The sequence below is a fragment of the Pseudomonas sp. S3_A09 genome, assembly GCF_054668065.1.
In genome coordinates this window covers 1,193,467-1,212,714 of record NZ_CP162752.1, presented here as the reverse complement: position 1 = coordinate 1,212,714, position 19,248 = coordinate 1,193,467, and the positions used below count along the sequence as shown (strand labels likewise).

General features: G+C 61.0%; 20 protein-coding genes and 2 pseudogenes. 8 read left to right on the top strand and 14 right to left on the bottom strand.

The window, feature by feature from the left end; all coding sequences use genetic code 11:
* Positions 1–11: 11 nt before the first annotated feature.
* Positions 12–866, bottom strand: a complete 855-nt coding sequence (locus AB4N92_RS05735) for a LysR family transcriptional regulator (RefSeq protein WP_010208246.1) — start codon at positions 864–866, stop codon at positions 12–14.
* A gap of 88 nt (positions 867–954) precedes the next feature.
* Here AB4N92_RS05735 and AB4N92_RS05730 point away from each other — a divergent pair, with 88 nt between their 5' ends.
* Positions 955–1,419, top strand: a complete 465-nt coding sequence (locus AB4N92_RS05730) for a multidrug/biocide efflux PACE transporter (protein ID WP_198581128.1) — start codon at positions 955–957, stop codon at positions 1,417–1,419.
* 81 nt (positions 1,420–1,500) lie between these two features.
* Here AB4N92_RS05730 and AB4N92_RS05725 read toward each other — a convergent pair whose 3' ends face one another.
* Positions 1,501–2,259 carry an SDR family NAD(P)-dependent oxidoreductase gene (locus tag AB4N92_RS05725; RefSeq protein ID WP_010208248.1) on the bottom strand — a complete coding sequence of 253 codons (759 nt, stop codon included), beginning with the start codon at positions 2,257–2,259 and terminating at the stop codon, positions 1,501–1,503.
* Positions 2,260–2,365: 106 nt separating this feature from the next.
* Here AB4N92_RS05725 and AB4N92_RS05720 point away from each other — a divergent pair, with 106 nt between their 5' ends.
* Positions 2,366–3,262 (top strand): LysR family transcriptional regulator, encoded by an 897-nt coding sequence (locus tag AB4N92_RS05720; RefSeq protein WP_010208249.1) that lies wholly within the window; start codon positions 2,366–2,368, stop codon positions 3,260–3,262.
* Here the strand turns inward: AB4N92_RS05720 and AB4N92_RS05715 are convergent.
* Positions 3,259–4,176, bottom strand: coding sequence for a LysR family transcriptional regulator (locus tag AB4N92_RS05715; protein ID WP_010208250.1), 918 nt, complete (start codon positions 4,174–4,176; stop codon positions 3,259–3,261). The genes AB4N92_RS05720 and AB4N92_RS05715 overlap by 4 nt on opposite strands.
* A 103-nt stretch (positions 4,177–4,279) precedes the next feature.
* On the opposite strand from AB4N92_RS05715, the gene AB4N92_RS05710 reads away from it, so the two are divergent.
* The 3 genes from AB4N92_RS05710 to AB4N92_RS05700 are packed head-to-tail and all read left to right on the top strand — an operon-like array spanning position 4,280 to position 6,944.
* Positions 4,280–5,038: a 5-oxoprolinase subunit PxpA gene (locus tag AB4N92_RS05710; protein WP_021491279.1), complete on the top strand. Its 759-nt coding sequence runs from the start codon at positions 4,280–4,282 to the stop codon at positions 5,036–5,038.
* A gap of 56 nt (positions 5,039–5,094) precedes the next feature.
* On the top strand, positions 5,095–5,973 hold the full coding sequence (locus tag AB4N92_RS05705) for a 5-oxoprolinase subunit B family protein (RefSeq protein ID WP_010208253.1): 879 nt from the start codon (positions 5,095–5,097) through the stop codon (positions 5,971–5,973).
* Positions 5,970–6,944: a 5-oxoprolinase subunit C family protein gene (locus tag AB4N92_RS05700; RefSeq protein WP_236266837.1), complete on the top strand. Its 975-nt coding sequence runs from the start codon at positions 5,970–5,972 to the stop codon at positions 6,942–6,944. The genes AB4N92_RS05705 and AB4N92_RS05700 overlap by 4 nt, the downstream gene beginning before the upstream one ends.
* 124 nt (positions 6,945–7,068) lie before the next feature.
* Here the strand turns inward: AB4N92_RS05700 and AB4N92_RS05695 are convergent, their stop codons facing one another.
* The 3 genes from AB4N92_RS05695 to AB4N92_RS05685 all read right to left on the bottom strand — a co-directional run bounded on the left by AB4N92_RS05695 (position 7,069) and on the right by AB4N92_RS05685 (position 10,509).
* On the bottom strand, positions 7,069–8,685 hold the full coding sequence (locus AB4N92_RS05695) for an inorganic phosphate transporter (RefSeq protein WP_010208258.1): 1,617 nt from the start codon (positions 8,683–8,685) through the stop codon (positions 7,069–7,071).
* Positions 8,686–8,787: 102 nt separating this feature from the next.
* On the bottom strand, positions 8,788–9,810 hold the full coding sequence (locus tag AB4N92_RS05690) for a transporter (protein ID WP_460129474.1): 1,023 nt from the start codon (positions 9,808–9,810) through the stop codon (positions 8,788–8,790).
* A 390-nt stretch (positions 9,811–10,200) separates the two neighbouring features.
* Positions 10,201–10,509: a PepSY domain-containing protein gene (locus AB4N92_RS05685; RefSeq protein WP_010208262.1), complete on the bottom strand. Its 309-nt coding sequence runs from the start codon at positions 10,507–10,509 to the stop codon at positions 10,201–10,203.
* 155 nt (positions 10,510–10,664) lie between these two features.
* Between AB4N92_RS05685 and AB4N92_RS05680 the strand changes: the two genes are divergently transcribed.
* Entirely contained in the window at positions 10,665–11,528 is an 864-nt protein-coding gene (locus AB4N92_RS05680) for a sterol desaturase family protein (RefSeq protein ID WP_236266836.1), read from the top strand.
* On the opposite strand, the gene AB4N92_RS05675 is transcribed toward AB4N92_RS05680, so the two are convergent.
* The gene (locus AB4N92_RS05675; protein ID WP_010208266.1) at positions 11,520–12,173 is read right to left on the bottom strand and encodes a helix-turn-helix domain-containing protein; all 654 of its coding nucleotides are present in this window, start codon (positions 12,171–12,173) and stop codon (positions 11,520–11,522) included. The genes AB4N92_RS05680 and AB4N92_RS05675 overlap by 9 nt on opposite strands.
* Positions 12,174–13,301, bottom strand: coding sequence for a glycerophosphodiester phosphodiesterase family protein (locus AB4N92_RS05670; protein ID WP_010208267.1), 1,128 nt, complete (start codon positions 13,299–13,301; stop codon positions 12,174–12,176).
* Between the two features lie 232 nt (positions 13,302–13,533).
* Between AB4N92_RS05670 and AB4N92_RS05665 the strand changes: the two genes are divergently transcribed.
* Complete coding sequence (locus tag AB4N92_RS05665) at positions 13,534–13,857, top strand: DUF2025 family protein (protein ID WP_010208268.1); 324 nt, start codon at positions 13,534–13,536, stop codon at positions 13,855–13,857.
* Here the strand turns inward: AB4N92_RS05665 and AB4N92_RS05660 are convergent.
* Both AB4N92_RS05660 and AB4N92_RS05655 read right to left on the bottom strand, forming a co-directional pair.
* A complete protein-coding gene (locus tag AB4N92_RS05660) occupies positions 13,854–14,177 on the bottom strand; it encodes an antibiotic biosynthesis monooxygenase family protein (RefSeq protein WP_010208269.1) in 324 nt (107 codons plus the stop codon). The two genes, AB4N92_RS05665 and AB4N92_RS05660, sit on opposite strands and share 4 nt — an antisense overlap.
* Entirely contained in the window at positions 14,174–14,875 is a 702-nt protein-coding gene (locus tag AB4N92_RS05655; RefSeq protein ID WP_010208271.1) for a CTP synthase C-terminal region-related (seleno)protein, read from the bottom strand. Before AB4N92_RS05655 ends, AB4N92_RS05660 begins: the two co-directional genes overlap by 4 nt.
* A gap of 80 nt (positions 14,876–14,955) precedes the next feature.
* On the opposite strand from AB4N92_RS05655, the gene AB4N92_RS05650 reads away from it, so the two are divergent.
* Entirely contained in the window at positions 14,956–15,834 is an 879-nt protein-coding gene (locus tag AB4N92_RS05650; RefSeq protein WP_010208272.1) for a LysR family transcriptional regulator, read from the top strand.
* Here the strand turns inward: AB4N92_RS05650 and AB4N92_RS05645 are convergent.
* The 4 genes and pseudogenes from AB4N92_RS05645 to AB4N92_RS05630 form a co-directional block, all read right to left on the bottom strand.
* On the bottom strand, positions 15,831–16,349 hold the full coding sequence (locus tag AB4N92_RS05645; protein WP_010208274.1) for a DUF1003 domain-containing protein: 519 nt from the start codon (positions 16,347–16,349) through the stop codon (positions 15,831–15,833). The two genes, AB4N92_RS05650 and AB4N92_RS05645, sit on opposite strands and share 4 nt — an antisense overlap.
* A gap of 74 nt (positions 16,350–16,423) precedes the next feature.
* Positions 16,424–16,858 (bottom strand): annotated as a pseudogene (locus AB4N92_RS05640) (methyl-accepting chemotaxis protein); the annotation flags it as partial.
* A gap of 165 nt (positions 16,859–17,023) precedes the next feature.
* Positions 17,024–17,653: pseudogene (locus tag AB4N92_RS05635) on the bottom strand (PAS domain-containing protein); the annotation flags it as partial.
* Between the two features lie 360 nt (positions 17,654–18,013).
* The gene (locus AB4N92_RS05630; protein ID WP_236267619.1) at positions 18,014–19,063 is read right to left on the bottom strand and encodes a diguanylate cyclase; all 1,050 of its coding nucleotides are present in this window, start codon (positions 19,061–19,063) and stop codon (positions 18,014–18,016) included.
* Positions 19,064–19,248: the final 185 nt, after the last annotated feature.

Here is a 19,248-nt window from a genome sequence, read left to right as displayed (position 1 = left end):
CGCTGTAGGCGTTATTCGAGCATCTGGCTCAGCATCCAGCTTCCGGCTGGCCCCGGTGGGTGTTGCCGTGACCACAGGGCATCCACCGCCACCGAGCGTGGCCAACCGCGGACGTTGAGTTCAACCAGCTCGGCATTGCCAAAACGCTCCACCAACCAGCGCGGTAATTCCGCCCAGCCGAAGCCGAGTTGAGCCATCTCCATCAGCATCAGAAAACTCGGCGCAGACCACACACGGCCGGAGGGGCGCGTTTCGTTGGGGCTGATGATGCTTGCCAGGCGCAGTTCACGGTATTGCTGCAAGGCGTGCGGGTCGATGTTTTCTACGCGGGTCAATGGGTGGGTAGGCGCGACGAACAGCGCGATTTCCGTGCGTTCGGCGACGGGCGAGCGGGTCAGGTCGGGCGGGTAAACCTCCTGGGCTTCGATCAAGGCAATCTGTGCGCGACCGCTTTGCACCAGGGCGATCAAGTCTTCGCACTCGGCGATCAACCATTCCAGTTCAAGGTCCGGGTAGCGTTGTTCGAAGGCCTTGAGGGCGAGTTCGAAGCGTTCTGACTGATAAGTGTCTGACATGGCGATCGTCACCTTCGGCTCCAACCCTTGGGCCAACTGGCTCGCCGCCAACTCCAGGCGACTGCTGGCCTCCAGCACCTGCTCGGCGCGTTGCAGCAGGACATGCCCAGCCGGAGTCAGTGTCGGTTTGCGACTGCTGCGGTCGAACAGCACTACATCCAGGTCAATCTCCAGGCTCGCCACCGCCGCACTGACGGTGGACTGACTCTTGCCCAGCTTGCGCGCCGCGGCAGAAAACGAACCTTGGGTGGCCGCTTGGACAAATGCTTGCAGCACTTCGTGAGAGGCCATGAGTATCGCCTTGATCGATGGTTATTAGTTATGAAGTATCGATTCAAAGGGTAATGATGGCAACCATCGTTACTCACGGAGAAGGGTCATGCACCCCACCAAGTCGATTACTGAACGTGTTTGCCAAGCCCTGGGTTTTGAAGGCCTGGCGTTGTTGATCTGTACACCGCTGCTGGTCTGGATCACCGGGCGGCCGGCCTTGGAGATGGGGGCGGTGACCTTGGGCCTGAGCCTGTTGGCGCTGACCTGGAACATCATTTTCAACAGCCTGTTCGACCGCCTCAAGGTGCGCCTGCAACTCTTGGGTGGCGGTTGGACGCGGGTGTTGCATGCGCTGATGTTCGAAGGCGGACTGATTATCGTCGCGGTACCTTTGATCGCGGCGTGGCTCAACATCAGCCTGATGCAGGCGTTTATGCTCGACATCGGCGTACTGCTGTTCTTCCTGCCTTACACCTATGTGTATCACTGGGGGTATGACGTGATTCGGGAAAAAGTCATCAACAGAAACGCCAGTCTCTGTAGGAGCGAGCTTGCTCGCGAAGAGCGTTAACGATAATGCGGGTTGCCTGGATAAGCGTGGTGCTCTCAGGTTTTTCGCGAGCAAGCTTGTTCCTGCAGGTGATGTGTGAAATCAGAGAAACATGCCGCCCGAGGCCTCGATGCGCTGGCCGGTGATCCAGTTGCTGCCGTCGGCCAGCAAGGTGGAAATCGCCCCGCCGATGTCGTCCGGCAAACCGGCGCGCCCCAGGGCCGTGTTGTTGGCCACCATCGCGTTCAAGTCCGAGTTGTCGCGTACTGCGCCGCCGCCGAAATCGGTGGCAATCGCGCCGGGGGCCAGGGTGTTGACGGTGATCCCACGTGGGCCCAGCTCCTTGGCCTGGTAGCGGGACAGCACCTCCACGGCACCTTTCATCGATGCATAGGCCGCATACCCCGGTAGGCTGAACCGCGCCAGTCCGCTGGAGATATTGATGATGCGCCCGCCATCGCTGATCAGTGGCAGCAGTTTTTGCGTGAGGAAAAACGGCGCCTTGAAGTGGATCGCTACCAATTGGTCGAACTGGGCTTCGGTGGTCTCGACAAAGCTGGCGTGGGCGCCGATGCCGGCGTTGTTGATCAGAAAGTTGAAGTGCTCTTGTGCGAATACATCCTTGAGCAAGCGGCGGACTTCGCTGACAAAACCATCGAAGGTGCCGCTCTGGCTCACATCCAGTTGCAGCATCGCGGCGCGGCCACCCAAGGCCTGGACCTGCTCGACGACTGACTGGGCCTCAGCCGCTGCGCTGTGGTAGGTGCCGATGATATCGACGCCTTGTGCCGCCAGGTGCAACGCGGCGCTTTTGCCCAGGCCACGGCTGGCGCCGGTGATAAGTGCGATTTTACGGGTCATGGTGCAGTCCTCTCAGGTGATCAGTGACACTGAGTGTATTTATTCGCCCATAACGTGATAAACAGCGTTATCCCGGAATCACTGGCCGGATAAGGCGAACAATCCCATGAACAAGCTTGAGCTGCTGCGCACCTTCGTGCGCGTCACCGAACTGTCGAGTTTTACCCAGGCCGGTGAGAGCCTGGGGCTGCCGCGTTCTACGGTGTCAGAACACGTGCAGGCCCTGGAGCAATTGCTCGGCACGCGTTTGCTGCAGCGCACCACGCGCAAGGTGCAGGTTACCCAGGACGGCCGTGTGTTGTATGAGCGCAGCAAGGACTTGCTGTCGCACATGGAGGAACTGGAGGGGTTGTTTCGTCAGGATGAGGCGCAATTGACCGGACGGATTCGCGTGGACATGCCTAACGTGATGGCGCGCGGCATGATCCTGCCGCACCTGCCGCTGTTCATGGAACGCCATCCGCTGATCCAGATGGAAATCAGCAGCTCCGACCGCCAGGTGGACCTGATCGCCGAAGGTTTCGACTGCGTCTTGCGGGTGGGCGCCCAGCCCGATCAAACCGTGGTGGCGCGCCGGGTGTGCAGTATGCCGATGGTCAACTGCGCGAGCCCGGCCTACCTGCAACGTTATGGCGTGCCCCAGACCCTGTCCGACTTGGCGGACCATCAATTGGTGCACTATGTACGGCCGTTGGGCGCCCGTTCATCCGGCTTCGAGTATCAGTCGGGCGGCAAAGTGCAGCGCGTGCCGATGGCGGGGCGTGTCACCGTCAACAGCACGGATGCTTATCAGGCGGCGTGCCTGGGCGGCTTCGGCATTACCCAAGTGCCGCTGCTGGGGATACGCGCCTTGTTGGCCAGCGGAGAGCTGGTGTCGGTGCTGCCGGACTACCCGGCGCCGCCGTTGGACGTGTCATTGCTGTACGCCGGCCAGCGTCATTTGCCGTTGCGGGTGCGGGTGTTCATGGACTGGTTGGCCGCCACCCTGCAAGCCCATCTTTAACGCCGCGCCGACAACTGTTGCGGCGCCAGGAACGCGTCGTGGAAGTAATCGCGCACCGCCTGCATCGCCGGGGTGAATGCGCGCTCGCGGTGCCAGGCTAGGCCCACGCTCATCGGCGTGACCGGATCAGTGACCGTGAGCGTTTCGATGCGCTTGCCTTCCAGGGACCAAGGCCGATGCACCAGGTCCGACAGGATCGCCACGCCGCTGCCATTGGCGACCATGCTGCGCACCGCCTCCACTGAGCTGGTGCGCAGGCGCACCTTGGGCGTCTGCCCGGCGTGCTCCCAATACCGCATGGCGCTGTGTTCGGCCTCGTCGACGGTGAGCAGGATGTAGGGCTCCTGGGCCACATCCGCCAGGCTCACGGCGCCACGTTCGCACAAAGGATGATGGCTGGGCAGCCACAGGCGACGCTCCGAGTTGAACAGAATTTCTGAAACGATATCCGGGTGGGTCAGGTTGGCGGTGAGTACCACGGCCATGTCGAACAGGCCGTCGAGCAGGCCCTGTTCGATGGCCTGCCGCTCCTGTTCAAACACCTCGATGGTCACGTCCGGATGCCAGTGCTCCATGCGCTGTAGGTGGTGCGGCAGGAAGTAACCGAGGACCGTGTAGCTGGCGGCCAGGCGCAGCACGCCACGGGCGCGGTAGTCGGGCAGCGGGCTGTTCAGCGCGTCATCAACGCTGCGCAGGATCACGTAGGCACGGTTGAGAAAGTGCCGGCCGGCGTCGGTCAGGTTCATGCCCTGGGCCGAGCGCACGAACAGCTGCACGCCGAGCATGGCCTCCAGTTCCTTGATCGCCGTGGTCACCGCCGATTGCGAGATGTTCAGGTGAATGGCCGCCTGGGAAATCTGGCCGATTTCGGCGGTGGCGACGAAATAACGAATTTGGCGCAAGGTCAGGGACATAGCGATATCTGTTTTTCAGAAGATGGGTCATCTGATAATAGATCTTCCCAAGGGGTCAAGCGGCAGCCTACTTTTCCTCCATCACTTAGGCGGAGCGACTCTGATGCAGGCAGTGGATTTCAACTCGGACATGGGCGAGGGCTTCGGTCCCTGGACCATCGGCGACGGCGTCGACGCGGAGCTGATGGCTTATATCAGCTCGGCCAATATCGCCACCGGCTTCCACGCCGGTGACCCCGGCACCATGCGTCGCACGGTCGAGCGCGCCAAGCAACTGGGCGTGGCCATTGGGGCGCATCCGGGCTTTCGGGACCTGGTCGGCTTCGGTCGTCGCCACATTAACGCGCCAGCCCAGGAGCTGGTGGACGACATGCTCTACCAGCTCGGCGCCCTGCGTGAAATCGCCCGGGCCCAAGGTATGACTCTGCAACACATCAAGCCCCATGGCGCGCTCTACATGCACCTGGCCCGTGATGAAGAAGCCGCACGGTTGCTGGTACAGAACCTGCAAATCATCGAGCCGACCCTGCTGTTGTACTGCATGCCCAACTCGGTGATCTGGCGCGTGGCCAAGGAGCTGGGGCAGCCGGTGGTGCGGGAGTTTTACGCCGACCGTGAGTACGATCTGACCGGCTCCATCGTGTTTACCCGCAACGTGCGGGCACTGGATCCTGCGACGGTGGCGGCGCGCGTCCTACGGGCTTGTCAGACGGGGCGTGTGCGAACTGTAGAAGGCGAAGACCTGCTCATCGAATTCGATTCCATCTGCCTGCACAGCGACACCCCCGGTGCGCTGGAGTTGGTGGAAGCCACCCGCGAAGCCCTGGACCAAGCGGGCATTACCGTCAAAACACCACAATAAGAACCATCCCCCATTTTTTCGCCTGCCTTTCTACAATGATTCCAAGAGGAACAGACATGGCTGAAACATCCCCCATCCGCTACAGCTTCGGTGGCGATGAACACCTATTTGCCGAGGTCAGCGACAGCATGTCCCTGGAGGCTTTTTTCACAGGCATGGCGGTGACCCGTGCCGTGGAGCGCCTGGCGTTGGAAGGCGTTCTGGATGTATGCCTGGCCAATGCATCGTTCCAGATCCGCTTCGACCCCGACCGCATCGCCCCCCATGTGCTGCTTGATGCGGTGCAGACCGCCGAAGCCCAGGCCGTGGCCGAGCGCACCTTGCACACGCGCATCATTGAAATCCCGGTGCTCTACAACGACCCGTGGACCCACGAAACGCTGATGCGTTTTCGCGACCGCCATCAAGACCCGAGCGGTACGGATTTGGAATACGCTGCGCGCATCAACGGGCTCGCCGATGTAGAGGCGTTTATCGCCGCCCACAGTGGCGCGCCGTGGTTTGTGTCGATGGTCGGATTCGTTGCGGGCTTGCCGTTCATGTTCCAGATGGTCGAACGAGAGCGGCAGTTGCAGGTGCCCAAGTACCTGCGCCCGCGTACCGACACGCCGAAACTCACCCTTGGCCATGGCGGCTGTTTTGGTTGCATTTACTCGGTGCGCGGTGCCGGTGGTTACCAGATGTTCGGCGTGACCCCGGCGCCGATCTACGATCCGGCGCAGCAACTGGCGTACCTCAAGGAACACATGGTGTTCTTCCGTCCTGGCGATATCGTGCAGTTCAAACCCATGGACCGTGCGGCCTACGACCTGGCCGTTGCCGACGTGGACGCAGGACGTTTCGACCTGCGCATCCGCCCGGTGGAATTTTCCCTCGATGCCTTTCTCGCTGACCCCATTGGCTATCCAAAATCCCTGCAGGAGGCGCTGGCATGATCAAGGTTCTCAAACCCGGCCTCGCCACCTCTGTGCAGGACCTTGGCCGCGAAGGTTACTACCACCTCGGCATTCCGCCGTCGGGTGCCTTGGATCAGTACGCGTTGAGTGCGGCTAACCATCTGGTGGGCAATCCGGTCGGCGCTGCGGGCTTGGAGTGCACATTGATCGGCCCCGAACTGGAATTTCAGCAAGACGCGCTGGTAGCACTCAGCGGCGCCCTGATGTCACCGCGCCTGGACGGTGAAGTGGTGCACCAGGACACCGCGTTTCAGGTGCGTGCGGGTCAGGTGTTGCGCTTTGAATTTCCCAAGGCGGGCGCGAGGACCTATCTCGCGGTGGCCGGTGGCATTGATGTGCCGGTGGTGCTCGGCAGCCGCTCGACCTATGCCCTCGGCGCACTCGGCGGGTTTCACGGACGGCGCTTGCAGGAAGGTGATGAATTGCCCATCGGTGAAGCCAGCGGCACGGGCCAAGCGGGCAACAGTCTGCCGATGGCGCTGCGCCGATCAGTGGGCGGTGACGTGACGCTGCGCGTGGTGCCCGGGCTTTATTACGAGCGCCTGACGGAGGCGGCCAAAAGCAGCTTCTTTGCCGAGCCGTGGACCGTGGGTTCCGAAGCCGACCGTATCGGCTATCGCTTCAAGGGCGGCAGTGCGTTGAGCTTCCAGCCACGGGAGCAACCTTTCGGCGCGGGCTCTGATCCGTCGAATATCGTCGACAGCTGCTACCCGATTGGTTCGATCCAGGTGCCGGCGGGGCTGGAGCCGATTGTGTTGCACCGGGACGCGGTGTCGGGCGGTGGCTACGCGATGATCGGCACCGTGATCAGTGCCGACCTGGACCTGATCGGGCAGATGCAGCCGAACCAGCGGGCGGGGTTTGTGGCGGTGACGCTGGAGCAAGCATTGGAGGCGCGTCGGGTGTACAAGAAACGCGTCAAAGCGATGACTGGACTCTTCAACAACTGAAGAAATAAAAATCCAAATGTGGGAGCGGGCTTGCTCGCGAATACGGAGTGTCAGTCACTGGAGATGTTGACTGAACCACCGTATTCGCGAGCAAGCCCGCTCCCACATTTTGTCCTGCGTTGTGTCAGAAGAGTTGGGTGAACAGCCAGTAGAGGCTGCCCGACAGCAAAATTGCCGCCGGCAATGTCAGCACCCAAGCCATCAGCAAATTACGGATAGTCCGCATCTGCAAGCCACCGCCATTCGCCACCATGGTCCCCGCGACACCGGACGACAACACATGCGTGGTCGAAACAGGCAAACCGTACATATCCGCCGCGCCGATGGTCAGCATCGCCACCATCTCGGCCGAGGCGCCTTGGGCATAAGTCAGGTGCGTTTTACCGATCTTCTCACCGACGGTCACCACGATGCGCTTCCAACCCACCATGGTGCCCAGGCCGAGGGCGATGGCCACGGCGATCTTCACCCACAGCGGAATGAAGCGCGTGGAACTGTCGATCTGTTGCTTGAACAGTTGCAGCTTGCCCTGGGTATCCGCGTCGAAATTACCGACCTTGCCTTTGTCCATCAACCGAATGGTTTCGCTGGTCAGGTACATGTCGTTACGCACGTTGCCGACGGCCTCGGCAGGCACTTTGGCCAGGGAACCGTAGCCTTTGACTTCATCACCGATCTGCCCGGCCAAGGCGGCGAGGGCCGGGATCAGTTCCGGGGTGGCTTCCTTGGTGCGCATGTAGGTCGAGAGGATCGGGCGCGGATCGCCCGTCAGTGCTTGCGGTGCGCTTTTCAGCAGCGCCACTTGGGTCACTTCGGCCACCGCCGCGAACTGCAACGACTGCTCGGCCGGCATGGTGCGGTTCAGCGCGTAGGCCATCGGCAGGGTGCCGACCAGGATCAGCATGATCAGGCCCATGCCTTTCTGCCCATCGTTGGAGCCGTGAGCAAAAGACACGCCGGTGCAAGTGGCGATCAGCATGCCTCGGATCCACCACGGCGGCGGCGTGTTGCCTTTGGGCGCCTTGTACAACGCGCGGTTCTTGACGAACGCGCGCAGGGCCAGCAACAGCATCGCCGCAAACGCGAAACCGATCAGCGGCGACAACAGCAAGGCGTAACCGATCTTGATCGCCTGGCTCCAGTCCACGCCGCTGGTGCCGTCACGCCCGTGCATCAAGGCATTCGCCACGCCGACGCCGATGATCGAGCCGATCAGCGTGTGGGATGACGACGCCGGCAAACCCAGCCACCAGGTGCCGAGATTCCACAGGATCGCGGCGATCAACAGGGCAAAGATCATCGCGAAACCGGCCGAAGAACCCACCTGCAAAATCAACTCTACCGGCAGCAACGCAATGATGCCGAACGCCACCGCACCGCTGGAGAGCAGTACGCCGAGGAAGTTGAAAAAGCCCGACCACACCACCGCAAAATGCGGCGGCAGCGAGTTGGTGTAGATCACCGTCGCCACGGCGTTGGCAGTGTCGTGGAAGCCGTTGACGAACTCGAACCCGAGGGCGATCAACAGCGCCACACCCAGCAGTAGAAAGGGTGTCCACGTCGTGAGCTGCGCGCCCATTTCATGCATGTCATGCATCAGGCTGTAGGCGGTGAACAACAGGCCCATGGCGAGCACGGCGAAAAACACGATCACCGTCACCAGGCCGGGTTTCTTGTCCAGCCTGGGTTTAGGGTCTGCAGGTGAGGCGTGGGTGGAGGCAGTCAGGGAAGGGGTGGCCATGCCGGAGCATCCAGTGTGGGAAGGATGTCGTTCATAGTCATTGCAAAATGTTACAGGGATGCTGCCATACATCAGTGTTTGGGTGATTGAGCTGGCCGCTGGTCAGTAATCCTTGCGCTTCCTGAACGCCCAGCGCCCGGCGATCAGGGTAAAGGTCGCGACCAGTGCCACCAATATCCAAAACCCCTCCGGGTCCTGTGAAAGCGGCACACCGCCCACGTTCATGCCAAAAAAACCGGCGATGATATTGATCGGCAATGCCAGCACCGTCACCACGGTGAGGGTAAACAGTGTGCGGTTGCTTTGTTCGTTGAGGTTGGCGGCGATTTCTTCCTGCAACAACTTGATGCGTTCGCCCAGGGCCATCAGGTCATTGATGATCAGCGCAAATTCCTCGGTGGACTTGCGCAATTCCTTCACGTCTTCCTTTTGCAGCCATTGCGGCGGGCGGTTGAGCAGGCGCAACAGCGAGCCCGGCTCCAGCGCCAGCAGGCGTTGCAGGCGCACCAGCACCCGGCGTGCAGCACCGAGTTCGGCGCGGTTGGTGGACAGACGTGACGACAGTAACTGGTCTTCGATATGGTCGACGCTGATGCTGGTCTTGCGCACGATCTGGGTCAGCACTTCACCCTGGTCGCGCAACAGGTGTACCAGCAAGGCCAACGGTGAGCGAAAGCCTTCGCCAGCCTTAACCGACGAGCGCAGCTTGTCCACCGAGTGCAGCGGTTGCAGGCGCGCGCTGATCAGCAAGCGACTGCGGGCGCAGACCCACAGCGTGGAGATATCCGACGACACCATGCTGCTGAAGTTGAACACCACGTCGTTGACCACCGCCAGCAAGGCCGAGTCGACGTGTTCGATGCGCGTGGAACGCGAGCCTTCATGCAGGGCTTCGAAGAATCCTTCCGGCAGGTCCAGGTTTGCCTGCATCCAGCGCTCGCACGCCGCATGGGCGAGGTTCAGGTGCAGCCACATGAATTCTTCCGGGTCGCCCGGTTGGCGCAGGGCCTGGATCGCCGTGGCCGAATCGATCTGCTCACCCTTTTCACCGGGGCGAAAACGGAAACCGTAAAGCAAGCCAAACAGGTCGGAATCCTGATGGCTGTGGTCGATGCTGTGGTTCATGGGGACTCGCAGAGAAAAGGCCTGTAGGACGTTTCACAGGTCGCGTCGCGAATCATTGCAAGGGGGGTTTGACAGTTTTGTGACGGTTTGCGAATTACTTCGCTGTTGAGCGCTTGATCAGGCCGTTGGCAGGCTAGGACGCAGATCGTGCCGGAGAACTGGCCGCCGGTGCGGAACTCCGGCACCGAAATGTAGCTTTCAAATGGGTAGGGACGCTGGGAGTGGTGGTCCTGGTAAAGCGGATCTTAGTGCCCGCGCCGACGAACGTAATTAAGCGACCTTGCGCGCCGTAAGTGGAATTTCATTCGGTGAATTGAGCTTTTTTCCTACGCACGGACATAAAAAAACCGCGCGACCCGAAGGTCGCGCGGTTTTCAGTGAAGCGGTCACTCAGCTATCGATCTTGTCTTCCAGCACGGCGCCGGTCTTGGCGTCGAGCTTCACTTCAAAGCGCTTGCCGGCGGTGTCGGTCAGGTCAACTTCGTAGACCAGTACACCGCTGTTGTTGTGGTCCAGCTCGGTGTCAGTGATGGTGGCACCCGCGTGTTTGGCCACGGCGGCAGCGTTGAGTTTGTCGAAAGGCATTACGGCGCCGGACTTGAGCAGGCCTTCAATCTGGTCTGGGCGAACATCCGCCTGGGCCAGGCCGGCGGTCAGGGTCAGGGCGGTAGCGGCGAACAGGGCGGTCAAGGTTTTCATGGTGTGTATCCTTTTCGAGTGAGCTGTTTAAGTGGGATCAGGTTAACCAGCGCAACTTAACTCACCCTTAATTAATTCAAACAGTTGCGCAGTTTGTTCAATCCGCCAGGCGCGGGGGATTTCATGCTGGAGGCTCACTTGAAGGGAGACTCTGCATGAAACGGTTAGTGAGTTGGATCTACGCGCCTGCATTTCTGTTTGGCTTTATCGCTTGCGGACTCTGGCAACCGCACGCGCTGATTTTGCTGTTCGTGACAGCGGTTGCATTGTCATTCCTGGCGGAGCAGTGGTTGCCCTATGAACCACAGTGGAATCGCAGTCTCGGTGATCGTCGGCGCGACACCGTGCACGCCTTGGTCAACGAAAGCCTGAATGCCGTGGGCTTGTTGATCCTGCCTGGGCTCACGGCGTTGTTGGCGTTTGAAGGCATTTGGCCGCGTGGCTGGCCGCTGTGGGAACAGCTGCTGATGGCTATTGTGCTGGCTGATGCCGGCATTACTTTGATGCATTACGCCAGCCATCGCATCGCACTGCTGTGGCGCCTGCATGCGGTGCATCACAGTGTGCAGCGGCTCTACGGTTTCAACGGTTTGATGAAGCACCCGTTGCACCAGATGCTCGAAGCCACTGCAGGCTTGCTGCCCTTGATCCTGTTAGGTATCCCGCTGGACGTGGCGCAATTGCTGGCGCTGGCCATTGCTCTTCAACTGCTGTTGCAGCATTCCAATGTGGACATGCGCCTAGGGCCATTGCGCTGGGTGTTCGCCTGGGCGCCGGTGCATCGGTTTCACCACATGAAATACGGCCGTGCCGGGGATGTGAATTTCGGCTTGTTTTTCAACCTGTGGGATTGGCTGTTGGGCACGGCGTATTACCGCTCGGGCTACCGCATCGGGCCCGGGGATCTTGGGATTGGCAGTCGGCCGGATTTCCCGGTGGGCTATGGGGCGCAGTTGCGTGATCCTTTCAAGACGGTTGGCTTGAGCAAAGAGCCGTCACTGCCGGATGGTCTAGGTTAACAACTCAACCTTCAGCTGGCGCAACGACGCCGCCGCCGTGACGCCAAACAACTGCTTCATGGTCCGCGAAAAATGCGCTGAGTCGGCAAACCCCGCACCGTGAGCCGCTTCGGTCAGCGTGCCACCGGCAAGCGCCAGGTGCAGGGCGATGCGCAATCGTCGCCACAGCACCAGGCGACGCACAGGCAAACCGAGTTGGTGGGCGAACAGTCGTTCCAGTTGACTCAATGACAGGTGCGCGGCCTGGGCCAGGGCCTGGGCCGAGACTTTGCCGGCGAGGTGTTGATCCAGTGCGGCGAGGGCGCGCTCCAGACGTGGATCATCCAGGCTGCGCCGAGGCAGTCGACGCATTGCCTCCAGGGAGAGGTCCTGGTGCAGCAAAGGGGCAATATCAAACACGGCAGGTTCGGCGTACAGCACCGAGACCTCACCTTGAGTCTCAAGAATGGCGTGAGTCTGTCGCGATGGGATAAACAGGCGGTGGGCCGTGGTGACCTGGCCGTCGAGGCTGACCGTGATCGGTGAGCCTGTGGAGAACATCAATTGGTGGGCGTAGTGCGCATGGGGCGCGGTGCGCCCCAGCTCGCCGCGGATCAGGCCGTAGTCACGGCCCAACCACAGGCGGCCTGACCATTCGGCCTTCACTCAGTACTTATAGTCGTTCAGCAGATCCTGCACGCTGGACGACGGCCAGCGCTTGTAGAACTTCAGCAGTTCGGCGGCGCGGTTGGTGAAGATGCCATCGACGCCAGCCTTCATCACTTTTTCGAAGTCCACCGGCTCGTCCACGGTGTAGACGTGTACCAGCAGGCCTTTGTCGTGGGTCAGCTTGTTCATTTCCGGTTTGACCAGGTCCGAATAGCTCTGGTCGCCGTGATTGGTCAGCTCAGCCGATGGGCCGGTGCCGATGGCGCCGAGGCTCTTGGCTTCGTCGACCCACTTTTCGAACTCGGCAGCGTCTTTCGGCTCTTGCTTGGCGTAATAGGCGGCCTTGGTGGTTTCGCCGGATTCAGCGAACGTCTGCTTGTTCTTCGGTTCGATACTGCCTTCACCCACCCACAGCAGCAGGATTTTCGGGGTGTTCGGCATTTCTTTCTGCAGCTCTTTCAGGCTGGCCACTTCGAAGGTTTGCAGCACCACGCGACCCTTGCCCTGGCCGACGCCAACGTTGCTCTTGCCCAGCTTGGAACCGGCGGAGCTCAGCCAGCCTTTGTCGAGCAGCTTGTTCTTCAGGTCGGCTTCGATGCCGGGGAATTGCTTGGGCTCTTTGGTTTCGATGTACAGGCCGGGTTTGTGCTGAGGGTTGCCTTCAGCGATCTTGATGATGTCGTCCAGGCTCTGGATTTTCAGGCCGACGAAACCTGGGCGCGCGCGGTCCGGGTAGGCGGCGTTGAACCAGCTGCCGGCGTCGAGGGTTTGCAGTTCTTTCCAGGTGAACTCGTTGGCCGGGGCGTCCTTGCGATCAGGGAACTTGGTGGCCACGTCGGTGGTGCGCTGCAGATTATTGTCGTGCAGGGCGAACAGTACGCCGTCCTTGCTGCGCTGCAGGTCCATTTCCAGGTAGTCGGCACCCAGGTCGCGGGCGATCTTGTAGGCGGCAGCGGTGGATTCCGGTGCATCGAAGGAAGCGCCACGGTGGGCGATCACGGCAGGGTAGGGGATGCCTTCGTTGGTCGCCAATTCGGCCGGGCTGATAGGGGCTTGCGCATGTGCCTGGCCAAGGCCGAGCATCAGGGCGAGCAGCAGGGCGCTCTTGGTAGACGTGACAGGCATAGGCGAAGTCCTTTCGTAGAGGTAGCTTTGAGAAGGCCTCCTTTTTAACAATTGATTGCGAAAGGCGCTATCACCAAACCGACATTAACGTGTGCAGCCCTCAATTTTCTCGGTTTTTTTCTCGGGCATTGCCGTATTCTTGGCCGAAGCTGCCCCGTTAGAGGGCGGCGCTTTTCGCCACGCGTGTAAACCATCTTTCCAGTCCCTGTGGGACTTTTCAGTGAGGTTTACCATGCGCATCACCTCCGAGCTTATCTGCCAGGCCGCCGACCAACTCCACGGTTTTGTTGGCCTCAACCGCAAGACAGGCCATTACATCGTGCGATTCAGCGAAGACGCCTTCGGCATGGACGTGGCCGATGACGGCATCATTCCCACCGCCGAATTCGTCTGGCTGCCGGCCCCGGAGCAGACCATGACCCTGTCCCGCGAACGTATCCAGTTGCTGCTGGACCAAAACATCGACGACCGCATCAACATCACTGAGCCGTTGCGGGTGTATATGCGTCGGGTGGAGATTCCGCAGATCAGTGCGTTGCGCAGTCTTGTGAGCTAGCCCGCCTTGAAACGGTAGTCCCGTTCGACTTTGCATACCCGCGTCTGGAAGGCTGAGTACCAGGCGGCGCGCCCTTGTTCGCGCACCGCCCGGTGCTCGGCCTGCTGCTTCCAGGCCAGGATGGCCGCTTCACTCTCCCAGTACGACACGGTGATGCCCAGAGCGTCCTCCCGTGCGGACTCCACGCCGAGAAACCCCGGTTGTTCGCGTGCCAGTTCCAGCATGCGGCTGGCCGCCTGGCCGTAGCCTTGATCGCCTTCGGTGCGCTGTGAGCTGAATATCACCGCGTAGTAGGGCGGGTTGGGTGTGGGGGCGATCATGCGGACTCCGCCTGGCAAGCCTTGAGCAGGGCAATCGCCAAGGGCGGGGTGATGCCTTTCAGCGCGACGCGCTCGGGCTGGAACAGGGTGGCGACGAAGAACGGGTGGTCGAGCAATTCCACCGCCCGTAGATCGCCCGCCGAGTCATGGCCGCTGGGGATCAGGTCGCCGTTGAGCAAGGCATCGAGAAACGCGGGGTTCACGCCATAACGACAGCGATAACCTTCCTGCACATCAAGGGTGCCGTAGGCCTCGGCGATCCGGGTGTAGGGCGCCAGGCGCACGGTGTCGGTGGCTTCCACCAGCGCGCAGCTCAGTGGCGCGATCACAGCGCGGGTGGACTGCGGGGCGAGCTCGCCATGCTCGGCATCCTTCCAACCCAGAACGTTGCGCGCGTATTCAAGCACCGCATGTTGAAAACCGCCGCAAGTGCCCAGGAACGGTCGGCGTTGCTCGCGGGCAAACTGGATCGCGCGCATTGCGCCCTCGGTGTCACGGTAAGGGCTGGCGGGGACGCACCAGAAACCGTCGAAGCCGTGCAGTGACGGGGGCAGGTTATCGGTGTCGAGCCACTGTACGTGAATGCTCAGGCCCAGCGTCTCGGCGGCCTGTTGCAGCGCCACGGGGATGGCTTGGTGAGCGATGACATCGGGGTTGTAGTCGCCGATCAGGGCGAGGTGCAAAGGCGTGCTTTTCATCGTGTACGTCCTAGGGCTTGTGGTGTCCTGGGGCGCACTATAGATTGGCGCTCACGCAATCAATATTGGCGTATCAACACATGCTCAATGCAGCGACGCACTATTCAATCGACTACCCAGACTTATCGTTGATCCTCGCCCTGGTGCGCGGCGGCACGCTCGCACGGGCGGCGGCGCTGTTGCGCGTGGACGTGTCCACGGTGTTCCGCGCGGTGCGGCGCCTGGAGGCGGCGCTGGGCCAGACGTTGTTTGAAAAAAGCCGCGCCGGCTACCTGCCCACCAGTCTGGCGAGCAACCTGGCGCAGCAGGCAGAACGCGCCGAACAAGCGCTGGAGGCCGCGCGCATCGGTGTGGAGCAAGGCGGTGAGGTGATCAGCGGCACGGTGCGCCTGACCTGCACCGACTCGGTGCTGCAAGGCTTGCTGTTGCCGGCCCTGGCGCAGTTCATGCCAGAGTACCCGGCGCTGACCTTGGAGTTGAGCACGTCGAATGATTTTGCCAACCTCAGCCGCCGCGACGCCGATATCGCCCTGCGCCTGACCCGCACGCCGCCGGAGCATCTGGTGGGGCGGCGCCTGGGCAATGTGGCTTATCAGGTGTGTGCCCGTCCGGAGTTCGCCCAACAGCACATGGGTCATGAATTGGCTGACCTGCCTTGGATCGCCCCGGATGACTTCCTGCCCGACCACCCCACGGTCGTCTGGCGCCGCGAGCACTTGCCTGGCGTGCGCCCCAGCTATCGCTGCAACAGCATGTTATCGGTCACCGAGTTGGTGCGTGCGGGTTTGGGGGTGGCGGCGTTGCCCGACTTTTTAATGGGTGAAGGCCTGCAGCCGTTGGGCCCTGCATTGGCGGGGCATGACACAGCGCTGTGGTTGCTCACGCGTCCCGATTGTCGGGCGCTGCGCTCAGTGGTCACGCTGTTTGATGAGTTGGGCCGACACGTGCGGTTGCCTTAGGTTTTTCGCACAAAGTGCTCATGCATTTCGCTCGTCAGGCTTTCGATTCGTTCTGTCAGTTGCTTGGTCATCTCCGTGAGGCGAGTATTTTGCTCCAGCAGCTCCAGTAACTGTTTGCTGGTCTGAGCCGCCTGGGCCTGGCGCTCAGTGTTAGCGCTGGCCAGGGCTTCGCGGTGTTGGGCGTCGGCCTCTGACTGCGCCTTGTCGCGAGCGGCCTGGCGCGTCTGGGCCAGCAGGATCAGCGGCGCGGCATAGGCCGCTTGCAGGCTGAAGGCCAGGTTGAGCAGGATGAACGGGTACACATCGAAGTGCGTGATGCCGGTCGTGTTCAGCACCACCCACACCACCACGATTGCGGTTTGTGCGCCGAGGAAGGTAGGCGTGCCGAAGAACCGGGCGAAAGCTTCAGCCTTGAGGGCAAAAGTGTCATTGCCGAAGGTCGGCGCCAAGTGGGCGTGGCGACGGTGGAAGCGCAGGTGGTCGACGGAAGCGGTTTCGGTCTTTTCTGGGGTCATGGCGGGCTCGGACGTTTGCTTGAAAACAAGCAAGCACTATAGACCGAGCGCTCACCCCCCGTATGAAGATCGGCTCAGTTGCCACCGCGCTCATTGGCGAATGCACTTACCGCCTGCACCGCGTCGCTGGTGCCTTCGCGGATTTGCAGGATCACCGTGCCGGCGCGGTTGGCCAGGTCGACCCCTTGCGCGGCGCGGTCGCGGGTGCCGTCCATGCTGTGGATGGCTTGGCGGGTTTCGTCCTGGATCATCGCGATCATGCTGGAGATTTCCGCCGTGGAGCCGCTGGTGCGTGCAGCCAATTGCCGCACTTCATCAGCCACCACCGCAAACCCGCGACCTTGCTCGCCTGCACGCGCCGCCTCGATGGCGGCGTTGAGGGCCAGCAGGTTGGTCTGGTCAGCGATGCCGCGAATGGTGTTGACGATGGCGGTGATCTGTTGCGAGCGCTCGCCCAGCTTGGCGATCAGTTGTGAGGAACCGTCGATATCCGCTGCAATATCGCGCATGCCGCTGGCGGTTTGCTGGATCACTTCGGCACCTTTTTCGGCGATGTCCCGGGTGTTCAGGGAGATGTGATACGCCTGGGCGGCACTGGCGGCGTCGGCGGTATGTTGCTGCACCATGGCGGTCACGTCCGAGGCGAACTTCACCACTTTGCACAGGCGCCCGCCAGCGTCGTACACCGGGTTGTAGTTGGCTTCGAGCCACACGGCCTGGCCGTTTTTATCCACCCGTTCGAACTGGCCGCTGAACATTTCGCCCTGGTTCAGGCGCCGCCAGAAATCCTCGTAGGCCGGGCTGTTGGCCAACGCTTTGGTGCAGAACAGGCGGTGGTGCTGGCCCTGGACCTGCGCGAGGGTGTAACCCATGCGCTGCAGGAAGTTTGCATTGGCCGTGATGATGGTGCCGTCGAGGTTGAACTCGATCACCGCCATGGCCCGGCTGATGGCGGCCAGTTTGGCATTGGCTTCACTTTCTGCCTGCAGGCGTGGGGTGACATCCATGGCGTACTTCACCACTTTGATGACATGGCCCGCGTCATCGCGCACCGGGTTGTAGCTGGCTTCCAGCCACACCGACTGGCCATCGCCGGCCACCCGTTCAAAGGTGCCGGACTGGTACTGGCCATTGCGCAGGTTCGACCACAACTGGTTGTACTCGGCGCTGCGGGCGAACGCGGGAGTGCAGAACATTCGATGGGACTGGCCCTCGATCTGCTCGGCGCGGTAACCCATGGCCTGGAGGAAGTTGGCATTGGCCCGCAGCACGTTGCCGTGCAGGTCGAATTCGATCACCGCCATGGAGCGCTCGATGGCGTCCAACAGACTGGCGTGTTGGGCAAGGGTGTGTTGCAGGGAATCTATGGTTTTCTTGTGGGCGTTGAATAGCATGTTCGGGTGCTCGGACAAGCAGGCTGCTGGGAGTTTCCATGGGTGTGCGCCTGCCCCCGTAAGGCATGCGCCGTACGGTTGACTTGCTCATTGTCGGCTTCCTTGTGCCGACAGAGGGGTGGGACAACGGGTTCAGAGTGATCAGCCTGACAAGAAGTTCGCCGCAATGGCAGGACCTTTTTTGGGTAGCCGACAAGTGGTGGCCTTTTGCTTTGATCCAGCGCGCAGGAAGGAAACTCAGATGAGGTGTGGTAGGACCGGTTCCGGCGACTAAGCGACCCTCTCGTCGCTCATGTTGACCCGGTTACGCCCGGTGTCTTTTGCGGCATACAGCGCTCGGTCCGCCGCATTCAGCCACATGGCGGCGTCGGTAAAGACGGGTTGGAAATCGGCCAGGCCGATGCTCAGGCTCACGCGCAATTCAGGGATCTGTGGGTTGCGGTAATTGCTGAAGGTCTCGCGCATGCGCTCCATGACCTGGGCGGCCTGTTCCATGGGCATTTGCGGAAGAATCACACAGAATTCATCGCCGCCATACCGCCCTGCAAGGTCGTTTTCCCTCAGGTTGCGCCGCAGCTCCAGGCTCAGTTGCCGCAGGACCGCGTCACCGACGATATGGCCGTGGGTGTCATTGATCTGCTTGAAGTGGTCGATATCGATCAGGGCGATGGTGGCGTGGCTTTGCTGTTGCTGACATTTGTGGAATTTGAGGTGCAGCAGGTCTTTCCAAGAGCCGTGATTGAGCAGGCCGGTGAGGCTGTCGGTACGGCTTAGGGCACTGAGCGCGCGTTTGTGTTCCGACAACTTAATCGCCAACTCATAGCAAACCATGCCGATGGCCATGGGGTAGAGCGTTAGCATCGGCAGGCAGGTGTAGACCTGGGTGAGGCTGACGTTGGGGTTGAATTTAATGCCGAAAAGCGCACCTGCGACCCCGATACCGGCCACTTGCGCCAGCAGCCCACGCAGGAATAGCCGCTTGCCGCCCGCCGCCACGTTGTTCATGGTCATCATGGAAAGGATGGTGACGGTTGTCAGTGGTGTGAATTGCGTGGCCGCGGCCCAGAACCCGCCGAACAATGAGTCGTACAACAGGTTGCGTTGCTCGGCCTGGTAGGGAAATTGCGAGCGCGCTGAGAGTTGGTAGGCCACATGCGCCCAGGCGAAACCGTTGAACAGCAGAAATGCCCAGACCCAGCCCGGCATTGCGAGCGGATAAAGCGCGCCTGTGACACTGATGCAGCCGATGCCCAAGCCGATAATCCTTGGCTTGTAGATACGTCTGGCAAATGAAAGCCCTTTGCCTCGTCTGTTTTCCATAAATTCCTGGGGCTGTTCTTTATTAGCAGGTGCGGCAAGGCGCGTCAGCGGGTCGAACCGTTGATCGGATAATAGCTGTGAATATTGTCAGTTATTCGCGTGGGAATAATCAGTGTCCTTCCAAGCCATTTGTTCAGGACAGCGCGTGAATATGCCAAAAAGATCAGGAATGTCGTTCACACCAC